This window comes from Psychrobacter sp. TS_SC_6, assembly GCF_056156305.1.
The window spans coordinates 1,958,282-1,979,372 of record NZ_CM149590.1; the positions used below are offsets into that span (position 1 = coordinate 1,958,282).

General features: G+C 41.5%; 18 protein-coding genes. 1 reads left to right on the forward strand and 17 read right to left on the reverse strand.

Annotated features, from left to right (window positions below; genetic code table 11):
• Positions 1-227: 227 nt before the first annotated feature.
• The 4 genes from AC0J5Y_RS08295 to AC0J5Y_RS08310 form a co-directional block, all read right to left on the reverse strand.
• Complete coding sequence (locus AC0J5Y_RS08295) at positions 228-659, reverse strand: HIT domain-containing protein (RefSeq protein WP_011513989.1); 432 nt, start codon at positions 657-659, stop codon at positions 228-230.
• Positions 660-892: 233 nt separating this feature from the next.
• Positions 893-4,624, reverse strand: a complete 3,732-nt coding sequence (mfd, locus tag AC0J5Y_RS08300) for a transcription-repair coupling factor (protein ID WP_475130259.1) — start codon at positions 4,622-4,624, stop codon at positions 893-895.
• Positions 4,625-4,853: 229 nt separating this feature from the next.
• On the reverse strand, positions 4,854-5,369 hold the full coding sequence (gene rraA / locus AC0J5Y_RS08305) for a ribonuclease E activity regulator RraA (protein ID WP_475132133.1): 516 nt from the start codon (positions 5,367-5,369) through the stop codon (positions 4,854-4,856).
• A 129-nt stretch (positions 5,370-5,498) separates the two neighbouring features.
• Positions 5,499-6,200 (reverse strand): NAD-dependent epimerase/dehydratase family protein, encoded by a 702-nt coding sequence (locus tag AC0J5Y_RS08310; RefSeq protein WP_475130260.1) that lies wholly within the window; start codon positions 6,198-6,200, stop codon positions 5,499-5,501.
• Positions 6,201-6,728: 528 nt separating this feature from the next.
• Here AC0J5Y_RS08310 and rpsT point away from each other — a divergent pair.
• Entirely contained in the window at positions 6,729-6,995 is a 267-nt protein-coding gene (gene rpsT / locus AC0J5Y_RS08315; protein ID WP_011513993.1) for a 30S ribosomal protein S20, read from the forward strand.
• Positions 6,996-7,123: 128 nt separating this feature from the next.
• Here the strand turns inward: rpsT and AC0J5Y_RS08320 are convergent, their stop codons facing one another.
• The 13 genes from AC0J5Y_RS08320 to argC form a co-directional block, all read right to left on the reverse strand.
• Positions 7,124-7,960 (reverse strand): histidine phosphatase family protein, encoded by an 837-nt coding sequence (locus AC0J5Y_RS08320; RefSeq protein WP_475130261.1) that lies wholly within the window; start codon positions 7,958-7,960, stop codon positions 7,124-7,126.
• 156 nt (positions 7,961-8,116) lie between these two features.
• Positions 8,117-8,914, reverse strand: a complete 798-nt coding sequence (locus AC0J5Y_RS08325; RefSeq protein ID WP_475130262.1) for a metallophosphoesterase — start codon at positions 8,912-8,914, stop codon at positions 8,117-8,119.
• 122 nt (positions 8,915-9,036) lie between these two features.
• Positions 9,037-9,735 carry an orotidine-5'-phosphate decarboxylase gene (gene pyrF, locus AC0J5Y_RS08330; protein ID WP_475130263.1) on the reverse strand — a complete coding sequence of 233 codons (699 nt, stop codon included), beginning with the start codon at positions 9,733-9,735 and terminating at the stop codon, positions 9,037-9,039.
• Positions 9,736-9,808: 73 nt separating this feature from the next.
• Positions 9,809-10,237 carry a lipopolysaccharide assembly protein LapA domain-containing protein gene (locus tag AC0J5Y_RS08335; protein ID WP_475130264.1) on the reverse strand — a complete coding sequence of 143 codons (429 nt, stop codon included), beginning with the start codon at positions 10,235-10,237 and terminating at the stop codon, positions 9,809-9,811.
• A 162-nt stretch (positions 10,238-10,399) separates the two neighbouring features.
• Positions 10,400-10,705, reverse strand: a complete 306-nt coding sequence (locus AC0J5Y_RS08340) for an integration host factor subunit beta (RefSeq protein WP_475130265.1) — start codon at positions 10,703-10,705, stop codon at positions 10,400-10,402.
• A 317-nt stretch (positions 10,706-11,022) separates the two neighbouring features.
• The gene (rpsA, locus tag AC0J5Y_RS08345) at positions 11,023-12,717 is read right to left on the reverse strand and encodes a 30S ribosomal protein S1 (protein WP_475130266.1); all 1,695 of its coding nucleotides are present in this window, start codon (positions 12,715-12,717) and stop codon (positions 11,023-11,025) included.
• Positions 12,718-13,023: 306 nt separating this feature from the next.
• Positions 13,024-13,782: a (d)CMP kinase gene (gene cmk / locus AC0J5Y_RS08350; RefSeq protein ID WP_475130267.1), complete on the reverse strand. Its 759-nt coding sequence runs from the start codon at positions 13,780-13,782 to the stop codon at positions 13,024-13,026.
• Between the two features lie 177 nt (positions 13,783-13,959).
• Complete coding sequence (tadA, locus tag AC0J5Y_RS08355; protein ID WP_475130268.1) at positions 13,960-14,553, reverse strand: tRNA adenosine(34) deaminase TadA; 594 nt, start codon at positions 14,551-14,553, stop codon at positions 13,960-13,962.
• Positions 14,554-15,291, reverse strand: coding sequence for a uracil-DNA glycosylase (locus AC0J5Y_RS08360; RefSeq protein WP_020443774.1), 738 nt, complete (start codon positions 15,289-15,291; stop codon positions 14,554-14,556).
• Positions 15,292-15,428: 137 nt separating this feature from the next.
• Positions 15,429-17,966 (reverse strand): ATP-dependent Clp protease ATP-binding subunit ClpA, encoded by a 2,538-nt coding sequence (gene clpA, locus AC0J5Y_RS08365; RefSeq protein ID WP_475130269.1) that lies wholly within the window; start codon positions 17,964-17,966, stop codon positions 15,429-15,431.
• 531 nt (positions 17,967-18,497) lie between these two features.
• Positions 18,498-18,905, reverse strand: a complete 408-nt coding sequence (locus tag AC0J5Y_RS08370; protein WP_475130270.1) for an ATP-dependent Clp protease adaptor ClpS — start codon at positions 18,903-18,905, stop codon at positions 18,498-18,500.
• 102 nt (positions 18,906-19,007) lie between these two features.
• Positions 19,008-19,763, reverse strand: coding sequence for a hypothetical protein (locus AC0J5Y_RS08375; protein WP_475130271.1), 756 nt, complete (start codon positions 19,761-19,763; stop codon positions 19,008-19,010).
• Between the two features lie 232 nt (positions 19,764-19,995).
• On the reverse strand, positions 19,996-21,063 hold the full coding sequence (gene argC / locus AC0J5Y_RS08380; protein WP_475130272.1) for an N-acetyl-gamma-glutamyl-phosphate reductase: 1,068 nt from the start codon (positions 21,061-21,063) through the stop codon (positions 19,996-19,998).
• Positions 21,064-21,091 lie beyond the last annotated feature (28 nt).

The window sequence follows — 21,091 nt, forward strand, 5'->3', positions numbered from 1 at the left end:
TTTACGTATTATACGTTTTAATTTTATTAACAGCTATGTCATTGAGTCCTCAAAGCATACCGCTTGTCATTTATTTTGTTACCAAAGCCAATGAAATCATCATCTCAAGACTTTATATTAAACATAAATATGAAGTTTGAGCCAATGGCAAAAAAGCCAGATAATATATCTGGCTCCTTTTAACTGACAGGTACTAAGCAATGTTAACACTATTATTAAGTAGTTAGTTACATCTGCCAATCAAACGGCATTTGATGGTGACCGCGAAGTGCCATCATCAAAGTCTGTTGCATTTGCGCCAATACTTCTTTGCTATAAGGCACTGCAGGAACGCCCCATACTGGATTTGGCCACTGCATATCGTTTTGATAGCGGACAATATGATGAAAATGAAGCTGTGGTACTTGATTGCCGAGTGCTGCCACATTCATCTTATCTGCCTGAAAAGTTTTAGCGAGCTGACTTGATAACCAGCTCGACTCACGCAAAAACTGCGTTTGGTCGGCCTCAGACAACTCATACAATTCTTTGATGCCTGATACTCGTGGCACCAATATCAACCATGGAAACTGACAATCATTGATTAAGCGACAGGTTGATAATGGGAAATCACCCACTAAAAAACTATCAGCAGCAAGTTTATGATGAAGTTGGAACATAATGGCGGTTCTCTTGTTATGAAACTCAAGTAAAAGAATAAGAAAGAAAGATTAGGCTTAACATTTAAAACAGATATTTAAGGTAAAAATACAGTGACGCTATTTTATCAGTTATCCAATCGATAAAATAGCGTCATAATTTATTGCCTAAACGTCCTACTTTTTAAGTCTTTTAACCTATAAGGTAAAGGTTAAACAATTATTTTTCATAGTATATAGTGATGATTGAATTCCTAAATCGACTCTACCACCATATGCTTTCTAAAATAGCTTAATAACTCTTGAATCACCGTAACACGCTGCTGCGGTGTTGCCAATTTATCAGCATCCTGATAGCGAATGCCAGAAGCACCATTCATGCGATAGCGCTGCCCATTTGCTTGAATCAGCTTAATAATCGCCAAAGCCTCGACTGGCGTATCGGGTGCAAACTCAAGCGTCATGCTATTACTATTGGCATCAATTTTATTAATCTTTAGAGGCTCGGCTTGTATGCGTAAGCCATGAACAGCAAATAACTGCTTGGTCTGGTCCGGCAAAACACCAAAACGATCAATCATTTCAGTTCGAATATCAGTCAGTGCCTCTTTGTCATCGGCATTGCCAATACGTTTATAAAATAACAAACGCTGATGCACATCATGCAGATACTCTTCCGGTATCAGTGCCGAGCTATGCAGATTAATTTCGCTGGTTAGCGATAATGGTGTACTTAAATCAGGCTCTTTACCGGCTTTAATCGCCTTTGTTGCTCGCTCCAGCATATCCATATATAGACTGAAACCAATTGCCTGCATATTACCACTTTGCTGCTTACCAAGTATTTCCCCAGCACCGCGAATCTCTAGGTCTTCACTTGCCAGCATAAAGCCTGCACCTAATGTGTTAGCGCGCTCAATAGCATGCAATCGGCGCTTAGCATCTCCTTTAAGCCCCTTAATAGACGGTACAAGGAGATAGCAATAAGCTTGATGATGACTACGACCCACGCGACCACGCAGCTGATGTAATTGAGCCAAACCAAACTTATCCGCGCGCTCGATAATAATGGTATTAGCATTCGGTACATCAATACCGGTCTCAATAATGGTAGAACATACCAACACATTGAATTTTTTATGATAATACTGCTGCATGACTTGCTCTAGTTGACGCTCTTGCATTTGCCCATGAGCGACCCCTACTCGCGCTTCAGGCACCAGTTCACGTATGGTCTCTGCCATGCGCTCAATACTGGCCACATCATTATGCAATAGATAAACCTGACCACCACGCAACAACTCACGCAAGATAGCCTCTTTCATCAAAGCGTCGGTCTTCTGCATGACAAAGGTCTTAATCGCAAGACGACGGGCTGGTGGCGTGGCAATAATCGACATGTCACGCATGCCAGAGAGTGCCATATTGAGCGTTCTAGGAATCGGAGTCGCTGTCATCGACATACTATCGACATTGGTCTGAATCGCCTTGATACGCTCTTTATGACGCACGCCAAAGCGATGTTCTTCGTCGACAATCATTAATCCTAGATTAGAGAATTTCACATCGGGTTGTAGCAGTTTATGAGTGCCGATAACAATATCGACCTTACCAGCTGCCAAGTCCGCCAATACTGTATCTTGATGTTTTTTACCCCCAAAACGCGAAAGGGTTTCAATACGTACCGGCCAATCAGCAAAACGATCGCGGAAATTATCTTCATGCTGACCGGCTAGCAAGGTGGTTGGCACCAAGACGGCCACTTGGTAACCGGCACTGACCGCAATAAAGGCGGCTCGCATGGCAACTTCCGTTTTACCAAAACCTACATCGCCGCAGATGAGACGATCCATTGGCTGGTTTTGTCGCATGTCTTCCATAACCGCATGGATGGCGTTGGCTTGATCAGGCGTTTCTTCAAAGGCAAATTGGCTAGCAAATAGCTCATACTGTGATGGGTCTATTTTAAAGTGGATACCGACCTTTGCCTCACGCCGTGCTTGCATATTGAGCAATTCCGCAGCAACATCGTGAATTTGCTCCAGTGCCTTTTGCTTGGCTTTATCCCATTTTCCGCTACCAATCTTATGCAATGGCGCAAGCGCGGGATCACCGCCGCTATAGCGATTAATCATTTGCAAGTTGGCAACCGGCACGTAAATACTGGCATCATCAGCGTACTTTAAGTGGATAAATTCTTGCTCACCATCTCCGACATCTAAGGTTATCAGACCACTATAACGCCCAATACCATGCTCAATATGAACGACTGGGCTGCCATCAGTTATTTCAGTGACGCTTTTAACTAAGAACTCTTCTGAGACGCCGCTTTGACGACGACGGCGTGTTTGCAGCACTTGTCGACCAAATAATTGCGTTTCGCTAATCAGCACCAAACGCTCAGGCACATAGACACCGCGTTCAATAGGTGCAACCGTTAGACCAACCTGTGGCAACTTTTTATTATTAAGCCCCGTTGTTTTATCGGCGGCTAAAAACGTTTCAAAGCTATCATAAGCCTTGATATCGATTTTACCTTTAAACAGCTCAATAAGAATCTCACGACGACCTGCTGTCTCAGCGACAATCAATACCGGTGTTGCCATTTGTGCCTGTAATTCTAAAAACGCGAGCAGCTCAGTGAGCGGCTCTGATTTTTGATGATTGACAGCTAACTGTGGCGGTTCTTGCGCACTTAACGTTACTAAGCCTTGCTGTTTATTTTGAGCAAAATCTAACGGTATTTGTGCAGTTAACTGTAATTGATTCTCCAATACTGACTCGTCAATCGCAGGCCCATCGTTCATTGTCGAAAGTTCATTACGTGCACTGAGTATCACGCGTGGATAATGATTGAGATGCTCGTTAAGAGTATTTGATAATAAATACAGCAACTCAGGGGCGACAATAGGCTTATCGATATCATGACGGCGCTCTTCATAGCGGCGCTGGATCTGCGACCAGTAATCCGCCTGTTTTTCATGAATCATCTCATCAGTGATGAATAGCGTATCGCTTGGCAGATAAGAAAATAAACTACTTTCCACCGTCCAGTCTTTTAAATCAAAAAATAGTGGCTGATAATATTCCAGTCCGCTACTCGCAATGCCTGCCATCACATCTTTATGCAACTCGAACTTACGGCTATTGCTATCGGGGAACATGGCAGCAAAATTGGTGCGAAAGGTTTCACGCCCCTCATCAAGTGGAAACTCTTTTGCGGGTAGGATCTGAAACTGTTTAATAGGCTTTGAGATGTCTGGCAGTTTATGCAGTAGCGACAATGACTCTTTGCCCATACTACTATCGTTGCCACTCATCATTGATTTTAAATCATCAACAGTTAATGTCCGTTGGGTCTGCGGATTAAAAAAGCGAATGGTTTCAATTTCATCGTCGAATAAATCTAGACGTAGCGGGAATGGCTGACCCATGGCAAATATATCAATGATACTACCACGTACTGCAAATTCACCTGGCTCGAAGACATTATCTACCACTCGGTAACCTGCTTTTACTAATAAGCTGCGTTGGGTATTGATATCAAATTGATCACCAACACTTAAATCAAAATGCTGTCCAATTAACCAGCTTGGTGGCGCAACACGATGCATTAATGCTTGCACAGATATCAGTAGCACGCCTGATGTTGGCATATCAGTTAATAAATTGATACGCTCGCTGACAATATCTTGATGCGGTGACAACTCATCATAGGTCAGCGTCTCCCAATCAGGAAATACATGAGCATCCACACCGCAAAATGCCAATTCTGTCTCTATTTGATTGAGCTGATTTTGGTCACGCGTCACTACGACTTTTAGACGTTCGGCAACATTCCATATAGGTGCTTGCACCAAACTTGCCAGCCATAAACTGCTGACTGCACCGTGCACAGGTGCAAGCCAGCGGCGCTGGGCATTTTGGATAGGGAATAATTGCTGATTAATAGGGTCGAAGGCGTCAGTCAAAGCAGTGATAGGCATAAAGAGTAAGATCAATGTTAAGAGTCAGAAAGCTATTATACGAATATTTGCGCAATTACCAAAATTTATGCCGTAACGGTTTGTCACATAGCATTATTATAAAAAATATAAAGAGCAAAACACTTTATAAAGTAAAAATTTATGGCTAAGAATGGGGCTGATAAACGAAAAGACCTCAGCTCGCAAGCTGAAGTCTTTATAGGAAATTCTTCAAAAACAGACTTTTTCTTTAAATTAATGGCTTGTTACTAGCGATAATGCCGTTATTGTCTACGTAGACAAACATACCAGAATTTAGCGTTAAATCACCGAAGCTGATTTCAAGATCAGTTTGACCTTCATCGCGGCGATTTGATTTACGCGGGATACAACCAAGCGCCATGACCCCGATATCCATCTGCGCCATATCATCAACATCACGAACACAGCCATACACCACAACCCCTGCCCAGCCATTATCAATAGCCGACTGTGCAATCATATCACCTAACAGCGCACAACGCATCGAACCACCGCCGTCAACGACCAACACCTTGCCATTACCGTCTTTGTCTTTACCATCATTGTTAAGCAACGATTTGACGCGACTATTATCTTCAAAACATTTGACGGTCACAATCTCACCGCAGAATTTGTCTTTGCCGCCAAAACTGTAAAACGATTTACCTTCGATATTAGGCAGACATACCTGTGATTCAGGATTGGCATCTAATAAATCACAAGTTACAAAGTTTTCTTTGGTCATTGTTGCTGATTCTGGCATGGTAAGACTCCTTGTCTATTATGGTTAAATTGTTTTGATTTATTAAATAAATCAAAAATTACTTAGGCTATTTATTATAGTAGTAAATGTAAAATTTATCTGGTTAGTAGCTTAATTCTTTACGCGGGTCATCGCAAGCATCTGTTTATTTTCGATAATATCAGTGGTTTTAATCGCGGGTTTGCTGCGGTATTTACTGCGATGATAGATATCATGGGCGCTCATCGCCATGGCACTAGCGACACGCTTAGCTGAAATAGGATGTAAGGATAATGATTCGGACACCAATGGCGAGATAAGCTGAAAGGCTTTTTGTCCCAGACTTTCAAGCGGTCGACCCTTATGCTTACCAAGTAGTAACGATGGACGGAAAATAACCAATTGGGCAAACCCTAATGCCATTATGGACTCTTCCGTTTCAGCCTTTACCCGATTATATAAAAAGCGACTGTTGATGTCAGCATTCATCGAGGACAATAAAAAGAAGTTTTCAACGCCTTTATCTTGGCAGAGTTTGGCAAAACCAACATTATAATCATGGTCAATCTTGCGAAAAGCTTCATCACTACCCGCTTGTTTTTTGGTGGTACCCAAGCAACTAAAAGCATCCGTTTTCCGATCAGCGCCAATGCTGGCAAAGATTTCGGCTAAGTTGTCAAAATCATTCACTTGATAAAAACGCATGCTCGCATTGATGTAGCGAGGAGGACGCCGTGCAATCACAATCAATGTGTCATAAATCTCACTCAGCTGCTTTACAAGATGTTGCCCGACCAATCCCGTTGCACCTATTACCATTGCTTTTCGCTGCATATCCTATCCATTTATAGAGTGTTGGAATACTTATGATCGTCAAAAATGTGACTTTTTAAAGTCCGTCGGTGACGCTTACCACTGTAGTATCATACCTAAATTAATCAATCATCGAGGCTATTATGCATGATTTATTGTAAGAGATTTTATCAGCAAACAGTTTCACTCAGCTCATACGCTGGTTTGGACTCAAATACTCACTCAATATTGTGATAAATACCTCTATAAATACCCATTAAAGGCATAAAATCCTGCTCATCCACGTAATACCGTAACTTCTTTGAGCATTAATCATCAAACTTATTGTCCTAAGGACGATAATTTGCTAAGATAACCGGCTTTACACGTCAACGCTGTTTAATTATTCCAAACAGTTTTGGCGCTTGCGATGATTTATTACTATCAGATACTTTAATAGTAGGCATCGACATCATGCTCGGCGAGACGGCTGCTCGTTATCGATGATGGTTAAACCCTTTATTGCAATCCACATTCATAATTTTATCTGTCTTTATCAAGGAGATTCGCGTGGCTAATACTGCACAAGCTCGTAAACGCGCCCGTCAAAATACCAAACGTCGTCAGAACTCTGCGTCACAACGCTCTATGGTTCGTACTTATTTGAAACGTGTTGACGCGGCTATCGCTGCTAAAGATTATGACGCGGCTACCGAAGCTTACAAAAAAGCGGTACCGGTTCTTGATCGTATGGCTGACAAAGGTATTCTTCATAAGAATAAAGCTGCTCGTCGTAAGAGCCGCTTAAACAAAACCATCAAAGGCTTACTAGCTTAAGATTGGTTGTGTTTAGACCGTATGATGCTTTGGTAGCATCGTAACTAAAACCTTGTCACTGGTTCTAATACTGGGGCAAGGTTTTTTTATGCCTGCTCAAAAGCAATTAATAATTTCGTAAATAACGCTTATGTCCATTTTACTTCTGGTGGCAATAATAGCTTATTCGGATGAAAGCCAGCAGTACGGTAGGCTTCAAGCAAAGTGTGTATTGGACGTACATAAAATTCACCGCGCCAGACAAAATACGCACTTGCCTGCTCGAATGGCTTGTCATCGAACCACAAAAATACCCCTTCCATCATTTTTGGCCAATCGTTCCAATCAATCTCAACAACATCAAACATCACCGCTAAGAATGCAGATAATAAAGTGTCATGGCTGACAGCAAGCATTAGATGCCCGTGTTGCGGCTGATTTTGATAAAAAAGCGATAGAATATCGAGACCGCCCTGATAAGCATTTTTGGTGCCTTCAAGATTGCCTTGCAAGAATCGATTGATAAAATTGAGAACACCAATCTCTTTAAAGATGGGATTTGCAATATCAGGCTCAGTCACGAGACTACCGGGTTCAACCAGTAATGATTGGTATGCGATATCACGCCTTAGTCCTGCCCCTTCTTGCATCAGCTGCGCGGTATCAATACAGCGACCAATCGGGCTTGAAATGCTATCAACATCGAGCGAATACGGCAGATGTCCTGCCAACCAACGACCCCAAGATTTTGCCAATATACGACCTTTGGGTGTCAATGGCAGCTGATAACTGGCAAAACCATTACCATCAGAGCGCTCACGCAGGGAATGTCTGGTAAACAAAATCAGGCGCTTATCTTCAGGCAACAACCTGACCGACGACATCATACTATCAGGAAGATGTGAGGGCGCTGGTGCACTTGGAGTATGGCTCGCAAGCTTCTCAGCGGATAGGCGCGATGTGGTGTTATTAGGAAGTTTACTCATCATACAAGCCTATCAGATTCTCTCTCAGGAATGAACCAAATATAATTCCAATTGCAATATAATTTAAAGCAAATATATCGAGAACAAACCCGTTCGTTTTATGAGAACTGAAACGCTATGACCTCAAAAATAAAGACTCATATTTACTACGTTTGACTAACTGATATCAATTACTCTATCCCATTTAAATGATAATGCCGTACTACTAACCTCATTTGGATAAGCACGCGGATTGACGATGACGCGCGTCTTATGAATGTAGTAATCAAATGCTTCATGCGTATGCCCATGCACCCATAGTGCTGGTGCCCATTCTTCATACATCCAGCTTGATAAATCACTGATAAATGCAGCATTACTTGGTAGCTCAGCATATTTCTCAGAGACAGATAATGGACTGATACTATGATGACTCATCACCACCGTCTTTTTTCCCAGTGCTTTTGCCGTTATCAATGCTTGTTTAAGCCATTGACGCTGCTTAGCATGAATCTGTATCGATATTTCAGGTGAAAATAGCTCGCTACCGGCATAGATCTGTTTGTAGTCACGCATAAAGCGCATTGCCACTGCCCTAGTCTCTTCATTGGCTTGATATTGATAGTCTGTCCAAAGCGTACAACCTAAAATGCGCACCTCTCCGATATCAATATGCTGACACTGCAAAAATCGTACGCCCTGCTTTGACTCACTATCATAATTGTTCCAAGTCGCCAGCTTTTTATCAAAATGCAGCACATCTTCATTGAAGTACTCATGATTACCAGCGATAGTGATTAGAGGGACTTGTAAGCGCGCTGCTTGCTCTTGTAGCCATGGCATACCAATATCGCTATTTGCTGTATCTCCCGCCACCAGTACGATGTCTGCGTCGGTTTTGGGGATATGCCCTATCGGATGAGATTGACGTATATAACTGTCAATATGTAAGTCACTCAAAATCTGTAATTTCATAGCAGCCTATATCATTAAATAAACATAAACAGTTTAGCACCTTTTCATCTAGGGACAAAAAGTAAAAAGACAGCGGATTAGGCTGTCTTTTTACTTTTTGACTGAAGTATCTAATTGAAAAGTTAGAGAGTTTGGAGTATTAACTGTAATTTCGCTGCAGGATCTGCTGCTTGGGTAATTGAGCGCCCAATCACCAAATAATCAGAGCCATCATCTAATGCCTGTCTTGGTGTACAGATACGCTTTTGATCATCAGCATTGTCATCTAACAGACGAATACCAGGTGTAATCAGTTTAAAATCCTGACCACATAATGTCTTTAGTGCCTTTGCCTCTTGTGCTGAGCATACCACACCATCGAGACCAGCTTGCTTGGTCAATTGTGCTAAGCGGCTCACTTGTGCCTCTAAACCATCGGTGATGCCCGTTTGTATGAGTGCTTCATTGTCCATAGATGTTAAGACAGTCACTGCTATCAGTAACGTATCGAACTTATTATCTAGCAAGCGCTGTTTTGCCAATGACATTGCCTCAAAGCCAGCACTAGCATGGACGTTAACCATCCATATACCAAGCTCAGCGGCGGCCAATATTGCTTGCGCGGTGGTATTGGGGATATCATGGAATTTAAGGTCTAAAAAAACTTCGAACTGGCGCTGATGGAGTGCTTTGACTATCTCAGGACCACAGCGAGTATACAACTCTTTACCTACTTTCAATCGGCATAATGCCGGATCTAATTGGTCAGCTAATGCAAGAGAGGCATCCTTCGTCATATTATCTAACGCAACGATGACAGGAGAATTAATTGCGTTGTTCATTGTTATGCCTCTTTATATCGGGTTTCAAATTATAATATTTAGAATGAGCCATAAAAACGTGTCTTACAAATTATCAGTAATCGCGTTTTTGCTTGGTCAAACTTGCTCCATCATGCACATTGGCATTGTGATGAGTATTGGGCGTTGTCGTATCCTGTACATTGACTGCTGTGGCGCCATAAACAGCTTCTTCTACAGTTGGTGCATTCGCTTGACGATCAATCACCACATTGGCTTGGGTTATCTGCTCTTGCAAATTGGCGTTTGCCTTTTGTAGACGCGATATTTCCCACTTGTTTTGTAAAACACGGAAAATCAGCAATGCCAATAACATACCGATGACGATACCAAGTATCAGACACAGAATCAGTAGCAAACCCAAATTCATCGTAGGCGCTTGTGAAAACAGCAAATTCACACCAATCTCAGCATTGTTTGCCAATACCAAAGCCAGTGAATAAGCGAAGCTTAAAAACAGCAGCACTAATAATAAAATACGCATCAGACGTCTCCTTAAGTTTTTAATAGAACAGATAGATGAATAAAAACTAAGCCATACTGATTGATATTACTACATTATAAAAGGGTTAGTATAAATAAGAAAAATCGGCTCATATGTTGATAATAGATCGATAGGATATCTTATATTACTTCAACTGGCTTACTAGCCGCCTGCTACTTTTTCGTTTACGGCTTCACGTAATGCTTTGCCTGGCTTAAAATGCGGAATTGCTTTTGCAGGTACTGGTACGCTTTCACCTGTTTTAGGATTGCGACCCATACGAGCACGGCGATGATGAAGACAAAAACTGCCAAACCCACGAACTTCTACTCGACCATCATTGGCGAGCGTATGAGTCATCAAATTTAATATCTCGCGTACAGCGTCATCGACAACGGTATCTGTCATCGTGTCACAATTTGCGCTCAGATTACTAATAAATTCAGACTTATTGATTGTTTGTTGCATTATCATACTTGCCTTGTTCATTGATAGATAAGATGATGGAAATAACTAAAATGATCACCACAGATATTACAAAATAATAGCTGACAACCACGCTATTGTTGACTAAATATCTGTTCATTTATAATGACTTGGATCTGATTTTATATCTCGTTACTCGATGTTGTAAATGATAGCGGATATTGAAGGAAATTGGAAACAAGACTTCCTCTATCAAGGAAAAAACTGTATCAGTTATCGTTAATACTAAAATTTAATCATAAAAAAAAGCGACCGGAGTCGCTTTCTTTTATAAGATCATAACATTAGCAGTAAATAGCTTATTGCATTTGTTCTTTGATCAAGTCACCAATCGTTTTTGGTTGTGCATCAGAACCAGCAGCAGCAGTACTGGTCGTAGTTGTGCTACTTAACTCTTTAATCGCTTGACGCTCTTCAGCTTCGTCTTTCGCTTTGATAGACAGGCTGATGTTACGCGTTTTACGATCAACACTGATGATTTTCGCTTCTACATCATCACCAACCGTTAGATGTTTAGTCGCATCTTCAACGCGGTCACGTTGAATCTCAGAGGCACGTAGATACGCTTCAACTTCATCAGCAAGTTCGATAGTAGCACCTTTAGCGTCTACTTCTTTTACTTTACCATTAACGATAGCACCACGGTCATTATTGACTAGGTATTCATTAAATGGATCTGACGTTAATTGCTTCACGCCTAGGCTGATACGATTGGCTTCTGAATCTACAGACAATACCATTGCTTCAACAGTGTCGCCTTTGTTGTAGTTACGGATAGCATCTTCGCCAGTTTCATTCCAAGAAATGTCTGACAAGTGAACCAGACCATCAATACCACCATCTAGACCGATAAAGATACCGAAGTCAGTGATTGATTTGATCGTACCAGTGATTTTATCACCACGCTCATGTTTCTTATCAAACTCATCCCATGGATTGGCTAGAGTTTGCTTGATACCTAAGCTGATACGACGACGTTCTTCATCAATATCAAGGATCATTACTTCAACTTCATCACCCACTTGAACAACTTTCGACGGATGGATGTTTTTGTTGGTATGATCCATCTCTGATACGTGTACTAGACCTTCAATACCTTCAGAGATTTCAGCGAAACAACCATAATCAGTCAAGTTGGTTACGCGAGCTTTCACAACTGCACCCACTGGATATGTGCCGCCAACGTTATCCCAAGGATCAGTACCTAGTTGTTTTAGACCTAAGCTGACGCGATTGCGCTCACGGTCAAACTTAAGTACTTTAACTTTAAGATCTTGACCAACTTCAACAACCTCAGATGGGTGCTTGATACGGCGCCATGCCATATCAGTGATGTGCAATAGACCATCAATACCACCAAGATCGACGAATGCACCGTAATCAGTTAGGTTCTTAACGATACCTTCGATCTCGATACCTTCTTCAAGCTTGTTCAATAGCTCTTCGCGCTCAGCTGAGTTTTCAGCTTCCATAACCGCACGGCGACTAACTACAACGTTATTACGTTTTTGATCAAGTTTGATTACTTTGAATTCTAACTCTTTACCTTCTAGATGCGTCGTATCACGGATAGGACGTACATCTACTAAAGAACCTGGCAAGAACGCGCGTACTGAACCGATATCTACGGTAAAGCCGCCTTTTACTTTGCTAGAGATAATACCTTTTACAATCTCATCATTGTCAGAGATTTTTTCAAGGAAATTCCAAGTCTCAACGCGTTTGGCTTTTTCACGTGACAGTAAGGTTTGACCCATACCGTTATCAACCGCTTCAACCACGACGTCTACTGTATCGCCAACTTCAACTTCAAGTTCGCCTTCTTCGCTTAAAAACTCTTCACGAGCGACGATACCCTCAGATTTTAGACCAGTATCAACAGTGATCCAGTCGTTATCGATGGCGACAACAGTACCAGTGATAACCGAGCCACGCTCGATATCCAGACCTGTTTCTTCGATGCTCGCTTCAAATAGTTCAGCAAATGATTCCATTATGTCTACCTTTGTATAGCCGTATCCTGTCCAGCACAGTACGGATCAAATTTATAACTGTATAAAACGAGAATACTGGTTTTATATCCTATGCAGTCATATAAAAAAACGTTTGTTGGTAATAAGCAAATGGTTCAGCAAACTCACTAGCAACAACTGTCTTATATTAAAATGTGCTATATTTTTTAACTTATGTGCTTTAAACAGTAGATTCCATTATTTGCTAAAGATTATTGGCATCTACTACTGTAATTTTATACTAAAATCAATCCCATAGGAAACCTTTTCATACTTACTAGTTTGTTATTATTGGCTATTGAAGCAAATACCTTTATCCTGACAATATTGTTTTACTTGCTCATAAACTGTATCAGCATCTAAGTCAGAGCTGTCTAATAGTAGCGCATCTGCTGCAGGCTTTGATGGTGCCGTCGTACGATTTTCATCACGATCATCACGGGCCTTAATCGTCGCTAGAATCGCTTCAAAATCTGCTACTTGACCAGCATTTAGTAGCTGTGTTACACGGCGCTCAGCACGCGCTTCAGCACTGGCTGTCAAAAACACCTTAACGTCAGCGTCCGGAAACACAACTGTACCCATATCACGACCATCCGCAACCAATCCTGAACGAGTTGCCATATCTTGTTGCAGCGCTAGCAATGCTCGACGAGCTTTTGGAAATACTGCTATCTGTGATGCGTAACCGCCAACCGTTTCATTACGAACTTGCTCACCAATTGCATCGCCATTGACGATAATATCGACACGTCCTGATGCATTGTTAGGTACAAAAGCAATCTCTAAGCTTTGAGTTAACGCTAATACAGCCATCTCATCAATGGTTTGGCTTGCATCAGCAGTAATCAATCCCGCTTCAAACGCCTTAAGTCCAACGATACGATATAACGCACCTGAATCAAGTAGCTGATACCCTAAAGCTTGTGCTAAGCGCCATGTAACTGTGCCTTTACCTGCGCCACTTGGCCCATCAATACAAATAACAGGATAACGCAATGAGGGCTTCTCACTGTTAGTAATCGCATTAGGGTTGGAAACAGTCATAATACTCACTTAAAGTCGGCGCTTTCTATAACCACATAAATAATCATAAAAGTATAAATAAGGCATTTTTTACTTACTTATCAAAGCATTATAAGAAAATCAATCTATTAACAAGTAAATAGGGCGATATTATAGCAAACAAAGCCACCTATCACTAGCAGCAAGAATCATATCTTGTTAATCGCTTATCTTACGATTGGCTTTTGCCACTTTTCTACGCTGCCGAAAAAAATCTTTGAGCATCTGGCTGCTGTGCTCACGGCACAAGCCTGCATCGACTTGCATACGATGATTATAAAAAGGCTGTTCAGCCAAGTTCATTTGACTACCAAGCATCCCTGCTCTTGGCTCATGCGCTGCATATACCAATCTATCCACACGCGCATGAATCATCGCACCCATGCACATGGTACAGGGTTCTAAAGTCACATATAAGGTCGTCTTTAGGGGCAAGCGATAATTCTTTAAGCGTGTACAAGCATCTCTTAACGCTACGATTTCAGCATGAGCCGTCGCATCACAGCGTCCAATCGGCTCATTAAACCCCTGACCAATAATTTGCTGGTTATGTACCAAGAGAGCTCCTACTGGCACTTCTTCTCTCTCAGCGCCTTGCTTGGCAAGTTTTAGCGCTTTTTTCATCCACTTGATATCCTCAACAGACCAAAATAGAGCTGTTTTAATCTGCTCACCTATCAGCGGACTACCATTAGTAAATGGACTATGTATTAGCTGGCAAGGCAATACATTGGTGTTTAGAAAATTTTTCATTTACTGTGGTAATTGCCAGTCGATAGGCGTTTGACCATATTGCACCAGATAATCATTGGTTTTGGAAAACGGCTTAGAACCAAAAAAACCACCACGATTAGCAGCAAGTGGTGATGGATGTACGGCGGTCAAAATCAGATGTTTATCAGTATTGATATACTTGCCCTTTTTCTGAGCTTTACTGCCCCATAAAATAAAAACAGTATGCTCAGTCTGCTCATTAATAACATCAATAACCGCATCCGTGAACTTCTCCCAGCCTTGATTTTGATGACTGTTTGGTTCGCCTTCTCTTACTGTTAAGGAGCTATTTAACAATAATACGCCTTGCTGTGCCCAATACGTCAAATCACCATGTGCTGAAGGTTTGATGCCAATATCGTCCGCCATCTCTTTCAATAAATTGTTAAGTGATGGAGGCTTTGGGATAACTTTAGGGACAGAAAAGGACAGCCCCATTGCTTGTCCAGGACGATGATAAGGATCTTGCCCTAAGATAACAACTTTCACCTGTGATAAAGGTGTCAAATTAAACGCATTAAATATCAGCTGTGCTGGGGGATAAATACCATCTTCTGACTGATAGGCTTCTTTTAAAAAAGCTCGCAAGCTATCCATATTGTCAGAAGTTAATTCTTCTGACAACGCCTGCTTCCAATCTTCTGGCAAGCGTACATTGTCGAGAATCGCTTGCTTTTGCGCGACTGTTTTTGTGGGTTGTACGTCAAACAATTCCATGATGAATCCTTTTTTATTTGTTATCAGGATGAGTTAAGGTTGATATTAACAAAATATTAGGGTTGCGTTATCATATATAATAGCAATAAAAAAACGGTTACCGCAGTAACCGTTTTTATCATAGTGCGAAAGATAACTTAACTGGCTAATGATTCGGAGTCTGGACGTGGCTCATGAGTCTCAACGACAGTTAATATAATACGGCTATCCGCTGACCCTTTATCTGACGACTTATCGAGCTTCACAGTATCACCATCTAATGCCTCTGGCTCCAAGGTTAAATGTACAACCCCGCCATTCACTAAATCACCAAATAGAATCATATTTGCCAAAGGCTTTTTGATTTCGTCTTGAATCAAGCGCTGCATTGGACGTGCACCCATTAAGCGATCATAGCCTTTGGCTGCCAGATAATCACGTACCTCATCATCAATCTCTAAAGTAACTTGCTTATCGTCAAGTTGTACCTGTAGCTCAACCAAGAATTTATCAACCACGGATACAACGACTGAAGTATCAAGCGGATTAAACTGGATAATAGCATCAAGACGGTTACGGAATTCCGGAGTAAACACACGCTTGAGTGACTCTGTATTGTCACGGCTATGATCTTGCTGGGTAAAGCCCATAGAAGATCGACTGATACTCTCAGCACCGACGTTGGTCGTCATAATAACAATGACCTGCTTAAAGATAGCAACCCGACCATTATTATCTGTCAATGTACCGTGATCCATCACTTGTAATAACAAATTAAATACATCCGGATGCGCTTTTTCGATCTCATCAAGCAATAACACACAATGCGGATGCTGATTGATCTTTTCAGTCAATAGACCACCTTGATCATAACCCACATAACCTGGAGGCGCACCAATCAAACGTGAAGCGGTATGTGCTTCCATGTACTCTGACATATCAAAGCGCACCAGCTCAACACCCAGCAAATTTGCCAATTGACGAGAAACTTCCGTCTTACCAACCCCTGTCGGACCAGCAAACATAAAGGAGCCTATTGGCTTATCTGGTGCTTTCAGACCAGCACGAGACAGCTTAATTGCATCTGCTAAAGTTGCAATGGCTTCATCCTGCCCAAATACCAGATGCTTAAGATCACGATCTAGATGCTTAAGAATACTCTTATCATCACTAGATACTGACTTGGGCGGAATACGTGCAAGCTTGGCAACAATCGCTTCGATATCTGCTACATCAATTTTTATCGGAGCGCGCTTCCCTTTTGCTTTCTTATCAACAGACGATTTTGCACGATCATCGGCTTTCGCAATATCTGCCTCATCCTGCATTTCGTTATCACTATAATTATCACTGTCGAAACCGTCAACATCAGCCCCAATCTTTGCATCAAACTCTTGCTCTATATCAGCAATGAAACTTTCTTCCGCTTCTAGATCGTCTGCATCAGCCACGATCCCTAAACGCTTATAAGCGCCAGCCTCATCAATAACATCAATGGCCTTATCCGGCAAAAAACGCTCATGGATATGTTTCGCTGATAATTGGACGGCAGTAACCAGTGCTTCATCAGTATAGACCACATTATGGAACTCTTCGTACCGCGGTTTAAGACCACGCAAAATATCAATCGTATCATCAACACTTGGTTCTTTCACGTCGATCTTTTGGAAGCGACGCGATAAAGCGTGGTCTTTTTCAAACACTTGACGGTATTCAGTAAAAGTGGTTGAACCGATACAACGCAGTTCACCATTGGCAAGTGCTGGTTTAATCAGATTGGACACATCCATATTACTACTCATTGATGAGCCAGCGCCAATAATCATATGAATCTCATCAATAAACAAGATAGCATTGGGTTTTTTCTTCAGCGCATCTAATAGCGATTTCATACGTTTCTCAAAATCGCCACGATATTTAGTACCCGCAATCAATGAGCCAATATCAAGACTATAAATCACGCAACCATTCAGTGGTTTCGGGGCTTTATCATTGATAATCAACCACGCCAACCCTTCAGCAATAGAGGTTTTACCAACACCCGGCTCACCGACTAATAATGGATTATTTTTGCGGCGGCGACACAAAACTTGCGCGGCACGCTCAATCTCAGGACCTCGCCCAATCAATGGATCCGTTTTACCTTCAGCAGCACACTGATTTAAGTTGGTCGCAAACTCAACCAATGGATCTTTACTGGTTTTTTCTGAGGCACTACTACGGCGCTCTCCCGTCACAGAAGCACGCGGCTCAGATGGCTCATCTTTATCTTGACCATGTGATAAGTATTGAGTCAGCTCAAGACGACTGATGCCCTGTTTTTTGAGCAAATAAACCGCATAAGTATCATGTTCTGAAAACATCGACACCAGAATATCCGACCCTTCAACCAAACGACCGCCACCAATAGACTGCACATGAAAAATAGCCCGTTGTAGAATACGATCGAAGCTTTGAGTCGGCTGCGGGGATTGCTCAGTATCAGGATCAACCGTTGGCGTATGCTTGTTAATATAAGCCTCAAGCTCAGTACGTAGTGCTGAGACATTTGCATTGCAGGCTGTCAATGTGTTGGCAGCGTGCGTATTTTCTAAGAGTGACAGTAAAAGGTGTTCAACAGTGAGATACTCATGCGATTTTTGGCGCGCAAGTGTCATTGCTAAACGCAAAGAAACTTCAAGATGACGACTTAACATAACGACTTCCTACGGTTATACCTATCTTTATAATTGATAGCTTTATGAATGAGTTAGTAAGTAAATCAGGGCGGTAGATGGATTGTTCAAGAGCAATATGAGTATTATTAAATAACGCTGTTAAATAATGGCTTCTATGGCTTGGCTATGATCCTCACTTGTCTTTATCTCAACATGATACTCAGATATAGTCAATCTATTAACACATACTAAAATGTATCGAAGTGTCCCTAGATCATTTTCAATGATAATATTCATTCAAAAAATAATAGAGCGCATGTACTATAGCTACAGACAATTCAAGAATTTGAATAATGCAAAAAGAGAATAAAGACAGGCAGTAATGAGACAAGCGATTATATGAGAAAGTCTAAGCTTGTTTAAAAAAGAGAGGTGCAGAGCAGGTTCATACCTAAATAAACTTGCTCTAAAAACACTAAAAGAATATATTTTATGAGAAATATTAAAGATATATAGTTAGATATAGTGAGTTGAAGATAAATGAATATCATCAAAAATTAAAGTAAGGCTTTACTCGCCTTGGTGCGGTTCGATTTGAGTCAATAATGGATATCCTTCACGATGTGCCAGACTGTTAACTTTTTTGGCCTTGGTCTCAGCAATATCTTTAGGGTAAATACCAGCAATACCTTTGCTACTATTATGAATCGTCAACATAATCTCAACGGCCGAATCCACACTATGACGAAATTCAGACTGTAAAATATAGACGACAAATTCCATCGGCGTGTAATTATCATTATACATTACCACGGCATACATAGGCGGCTTGGCCACTTCTGGCTCTGCCACCAATACATCAGCATGTGGGGTCGTTTCGCCTTCAGGCGTGCCAATTTGCGCAAGGCGCATGGGCATATTAGGAAAATGCCAATCTGATGTGATTGGCGTCGCTCTTGATATCGTTTGTTTTATCATAATTGGAATACAGATGAATCAGTAGGTTTAATGAATGGTTGTCTTTAAGAAACTATAAAATAATTAAAGATAAGGGGTAACACTAGATATCTGCTACGACAATTAAGGCTTAATAGGACTTTCATCGACGTCTGGCAAATCTAACAGTGATAATGGCATATTATCAACTTTAGCACCAAGCTTCCAATCATACAACTGCTCGATTTCTTGACCAGCGGCTTTTAGATTTAGCTTGATTTGTAACGGCTTGAAACCCACTGGCATTGTAAAGCGACCACGTATACGCGTCACGCCTTCAATCGTGTAGCTAACGGGATCTAATGGCACTTCTACAAAATCATCATCATCAAGCAAAGTCAGCGTTGGATTCAAACGTTTGGCTTTACCATCACTTGCGAGCATACCAATATCGAAGCCATATTCAAAGGCATTTTCAGGCAAGGGCTCAATCTTTGCGCCCAGTATCTGTAAAGGCATGCCGCCCTTCTCACTCACAATATCAGCATAGAGGTCATTGAGCTGCGCTACTTGTCTATTTTCAACCATAATAACTCGCTGGTTTTCGCGTAACTCTTTTAAATTTGCCAAACTTATTTCTAATTCTTGTTTAGAAGTAGCAACTTCATTGGTCGCTATTTTATGACTGACACGTAAATCTTTTAGCTCTTGGAGCGACTCTTTGCTGGTAATGACTGCTTGCTGGGTTTCATTTTGCAGTGAATAATAGCCACGTTGATAACCAAGTTTGTGACCAAATAATAATGCGACGACTGCCGTTACCAATATTGCAATCACAAATAACGCTAACACCAATGTAGAAGCGCCCTGCTGCGAGCGAGCAATGCTGTAATGCTTCATAACACTACGCTGAGTTTCAATATTGAGAGATGAACAATGTAAGCTACGCTCCAATTTATACGAAACAGAGTCTTGGCACGATGAGCGTGCTGGCGGTGAGCAAAAGCGTAGTACACTCTTAAAACGCATTTAGGCAGTATCTCTTAACAGGAAAGGCAAGTTATTATAGCGGAATTTATAATCAATACCTAGTATCATAAATGAGGATAATTTAATCATAAGTAAACATCTGTTAAGGAACAATAGGCGCAAAATTTAAACCAAGAGACTCGTCAAATCCAAACATGACATTCATGTTTTGCACTGCTTGCCCAGCTGCCCCTTTGACTAAATTGTCTTGTACGACAATAACAGTTAATTCGGCACGCTCATTGTTTTGGTGAACAGCAATACGTAAGCGATTGCTAGCGCGCACACTGCGAGTATCTGGATATAGCCCTTTTGGCATGACATCTACAAATTGCTCTAATGCATAGCTTTGCTCAAATACTTGCTGCCAATCCACTAAAGCACCTGTATCGGTCAGCTCCATATGAATCGAACTCAACATACCGCGTATCATCGGTACCAGATGCGGCAAAAAACGAATACGATGGCTAAATTGACTGTCTAGTAACTGGGCAACACCTTGCTCAATCTCTGGTAAATGGCGATGGCCTTCAACGCTATATGCTTTAAAATTGTCTGTGCTTTCAGCATAATTCAGTGCAAGACTGGCTTGGCGACCAGCGCCAGAAACTCCAGATTTAGCATCGATAACAATGCGTGATTCAATAAACTGTTTAGATTGCTTATTTTGCGCGTCAATTATCGGCTTTAACCCCAAGATAGCCGTAGTCGGATAGCAACCAGGGTTACCAACCACCAAAGCATTAGCGATTTTGGCGCGATTGACTTCAGGTAAACCATAAACGGCTGTTTTTAGTAGGTCAGGACAAGTATGCGTTTGTTGATACCAATGCTCAAACTCGCTCAATGACTGCAAACGAAAATCTGCCGCCAAATCAATGACTTTTACCCCAGCTCGAGTAAGCGCTTCTGCTTGCTTCATTGCAACGCCATGCGGTGTAGCAAAAAATACCACATCGCACTGTTGTAACGCATCAAGCGTCTTATCCCCTAAATCACTAAATATAATATCTGAGATACCGCGTAAACTTGGGAATATCTCATCAGCGCGAGTGCCTGCTTCACTACGCGAGGTTAGCAAATCAATAGACACTTCAGGATGAGCAGATAATAGACGTATCAACTCAATACCTGTATAACCTGTCCCACCGACAATCGCTGCTGAAATCATAAGATATCCTTTTCTGCTATTTTACTAT

What these genes read in the sequence shown, in the direction of transcription:
- AC0J5Y_RS08295 (WP_011513989.1), bottom strand. Translation starts at nt 659, where the DNA reads ATGTTCCAACTTCATCATAAACTTGCTGCTGATAGTTTTTTAGTGGGT.
- mfd (WP_475130259.1), bottom strand. Translation starts at nt 4,624, where the DNA reads ATGCCTATCACTGCTTTGACTGACGCCTTCGACCCTATTAATCAGCAA.
- rraA (WP_475132133.1), bottom strand. Translation starts at nt 5,369, where the DNA reads ATGACCAAAGAAAACTTTGTAACTTGTGATTTATTAGATGCCAATCCT.
- AC0J5Y_RS08310 (WP_475130260.1), bottom strand. Translation starts at nt 6,200, where the DNA reads ATGCAGCGAAAAGCAATGGTAATAGGTGCAACGGGATTGGTCGGGCAA.
- AC0J5Y_RS08320 (WP_475130261.1), bottom strand. Translation starts at nt 7,960, where the DNA reads ATGAGTAAACTTCCTAATAACACCACATCGCGCCTATCCGCTGAGAAG.
- AC0J5Y_RS08325 (WP_475130262.1), bottom strand. Translation starts at nt 8,914, where the DNA reads ATGAAATTACAGATTTTGAGTGACTTACATATTGACAGTTATATACGT.
- pyrF (WP_475130263.1), bottom strand. Translation starts at nt 9,735, where the DNA reads ATGAACAACGCAATTAATTCTCCTGTCATCGTTGCGTTAGATAATATG.
- AC0J5Y_RS08335 (WP_475130264.1), bottom strand. Translation starts at nt 10,237, where the DNA reads ATGCGTATTTTATTATTAGTGCTGCTGTTTTTAAGCTTCGCTTATTCA.
- AC0J5Y_RS08340 (WP_475130265.1), bottom strand. Translation starts at nt 10,705, where the DNA reads ATGCAACAAACAATCAATAAGTCTGAATTTATTAGTAATCTGAGCGCA.
- rpsA (WP_475130266.1), bottom strand. Translation starts at nt 12,717, where the DNA reads ATGGAATCATTTGCTGAACTATTTGAAGCGAGCATCGAAGAAACAGGT.
- cmk (WP_475130267.1), bottom strand. Translation starts at nt 13,782, where the DNA reads ATGACTGTTTCCAACCCTAATGCGATTACTAACAGTGAGAAGCCCTCA.
- tadA (WP_475130268.1), bottom strand. Translation starts at nt 14,553, where the DNA reads ATGAAAAATTTTCTAAACACCAATGTATTGCCTTGCCAGCTAATACAT.
- AC0J5Y_RS08360 (WP_020443774.1), bottom strand. Translation starts at nt 15,291, where the DNA reads ATGGAATTGTTTGACGTACAACCCACAAAAACAGTCGCGCAAAAGCAA.
- clpA (WP_475130269.1), bottom strand. Translation starts at nt 17,966, where the DNA reads ATGTTAAGTCGTCATCTTGAAGTTTCTTTGCGTTTAGCAATGACACTT.
- AC0J5Y_RS08370 (WP_475130270.1), bottom strand. Translation starts at nt 18,905, where the DNA reads ATGATAAAACAAACGATATCAAGAGCGACGCCAATCACATCAGATTGG.
- AC0J5Y_RS08375 (WP_475130271.1), bottom strand. Translation starts at nt 19,763, where the DNA reads ATGAAGCATTACAGCATTGCTCGCTCGCAGCAGGGCGCTTCTACATTG.
- argC (WP_475130272.1), bottom strand. Translation starts at nt 21,063, where the DNA reads ATGATTTCAGCAGCGATTGTCGGTGGGACAGGTTATACAGGTATTGAG.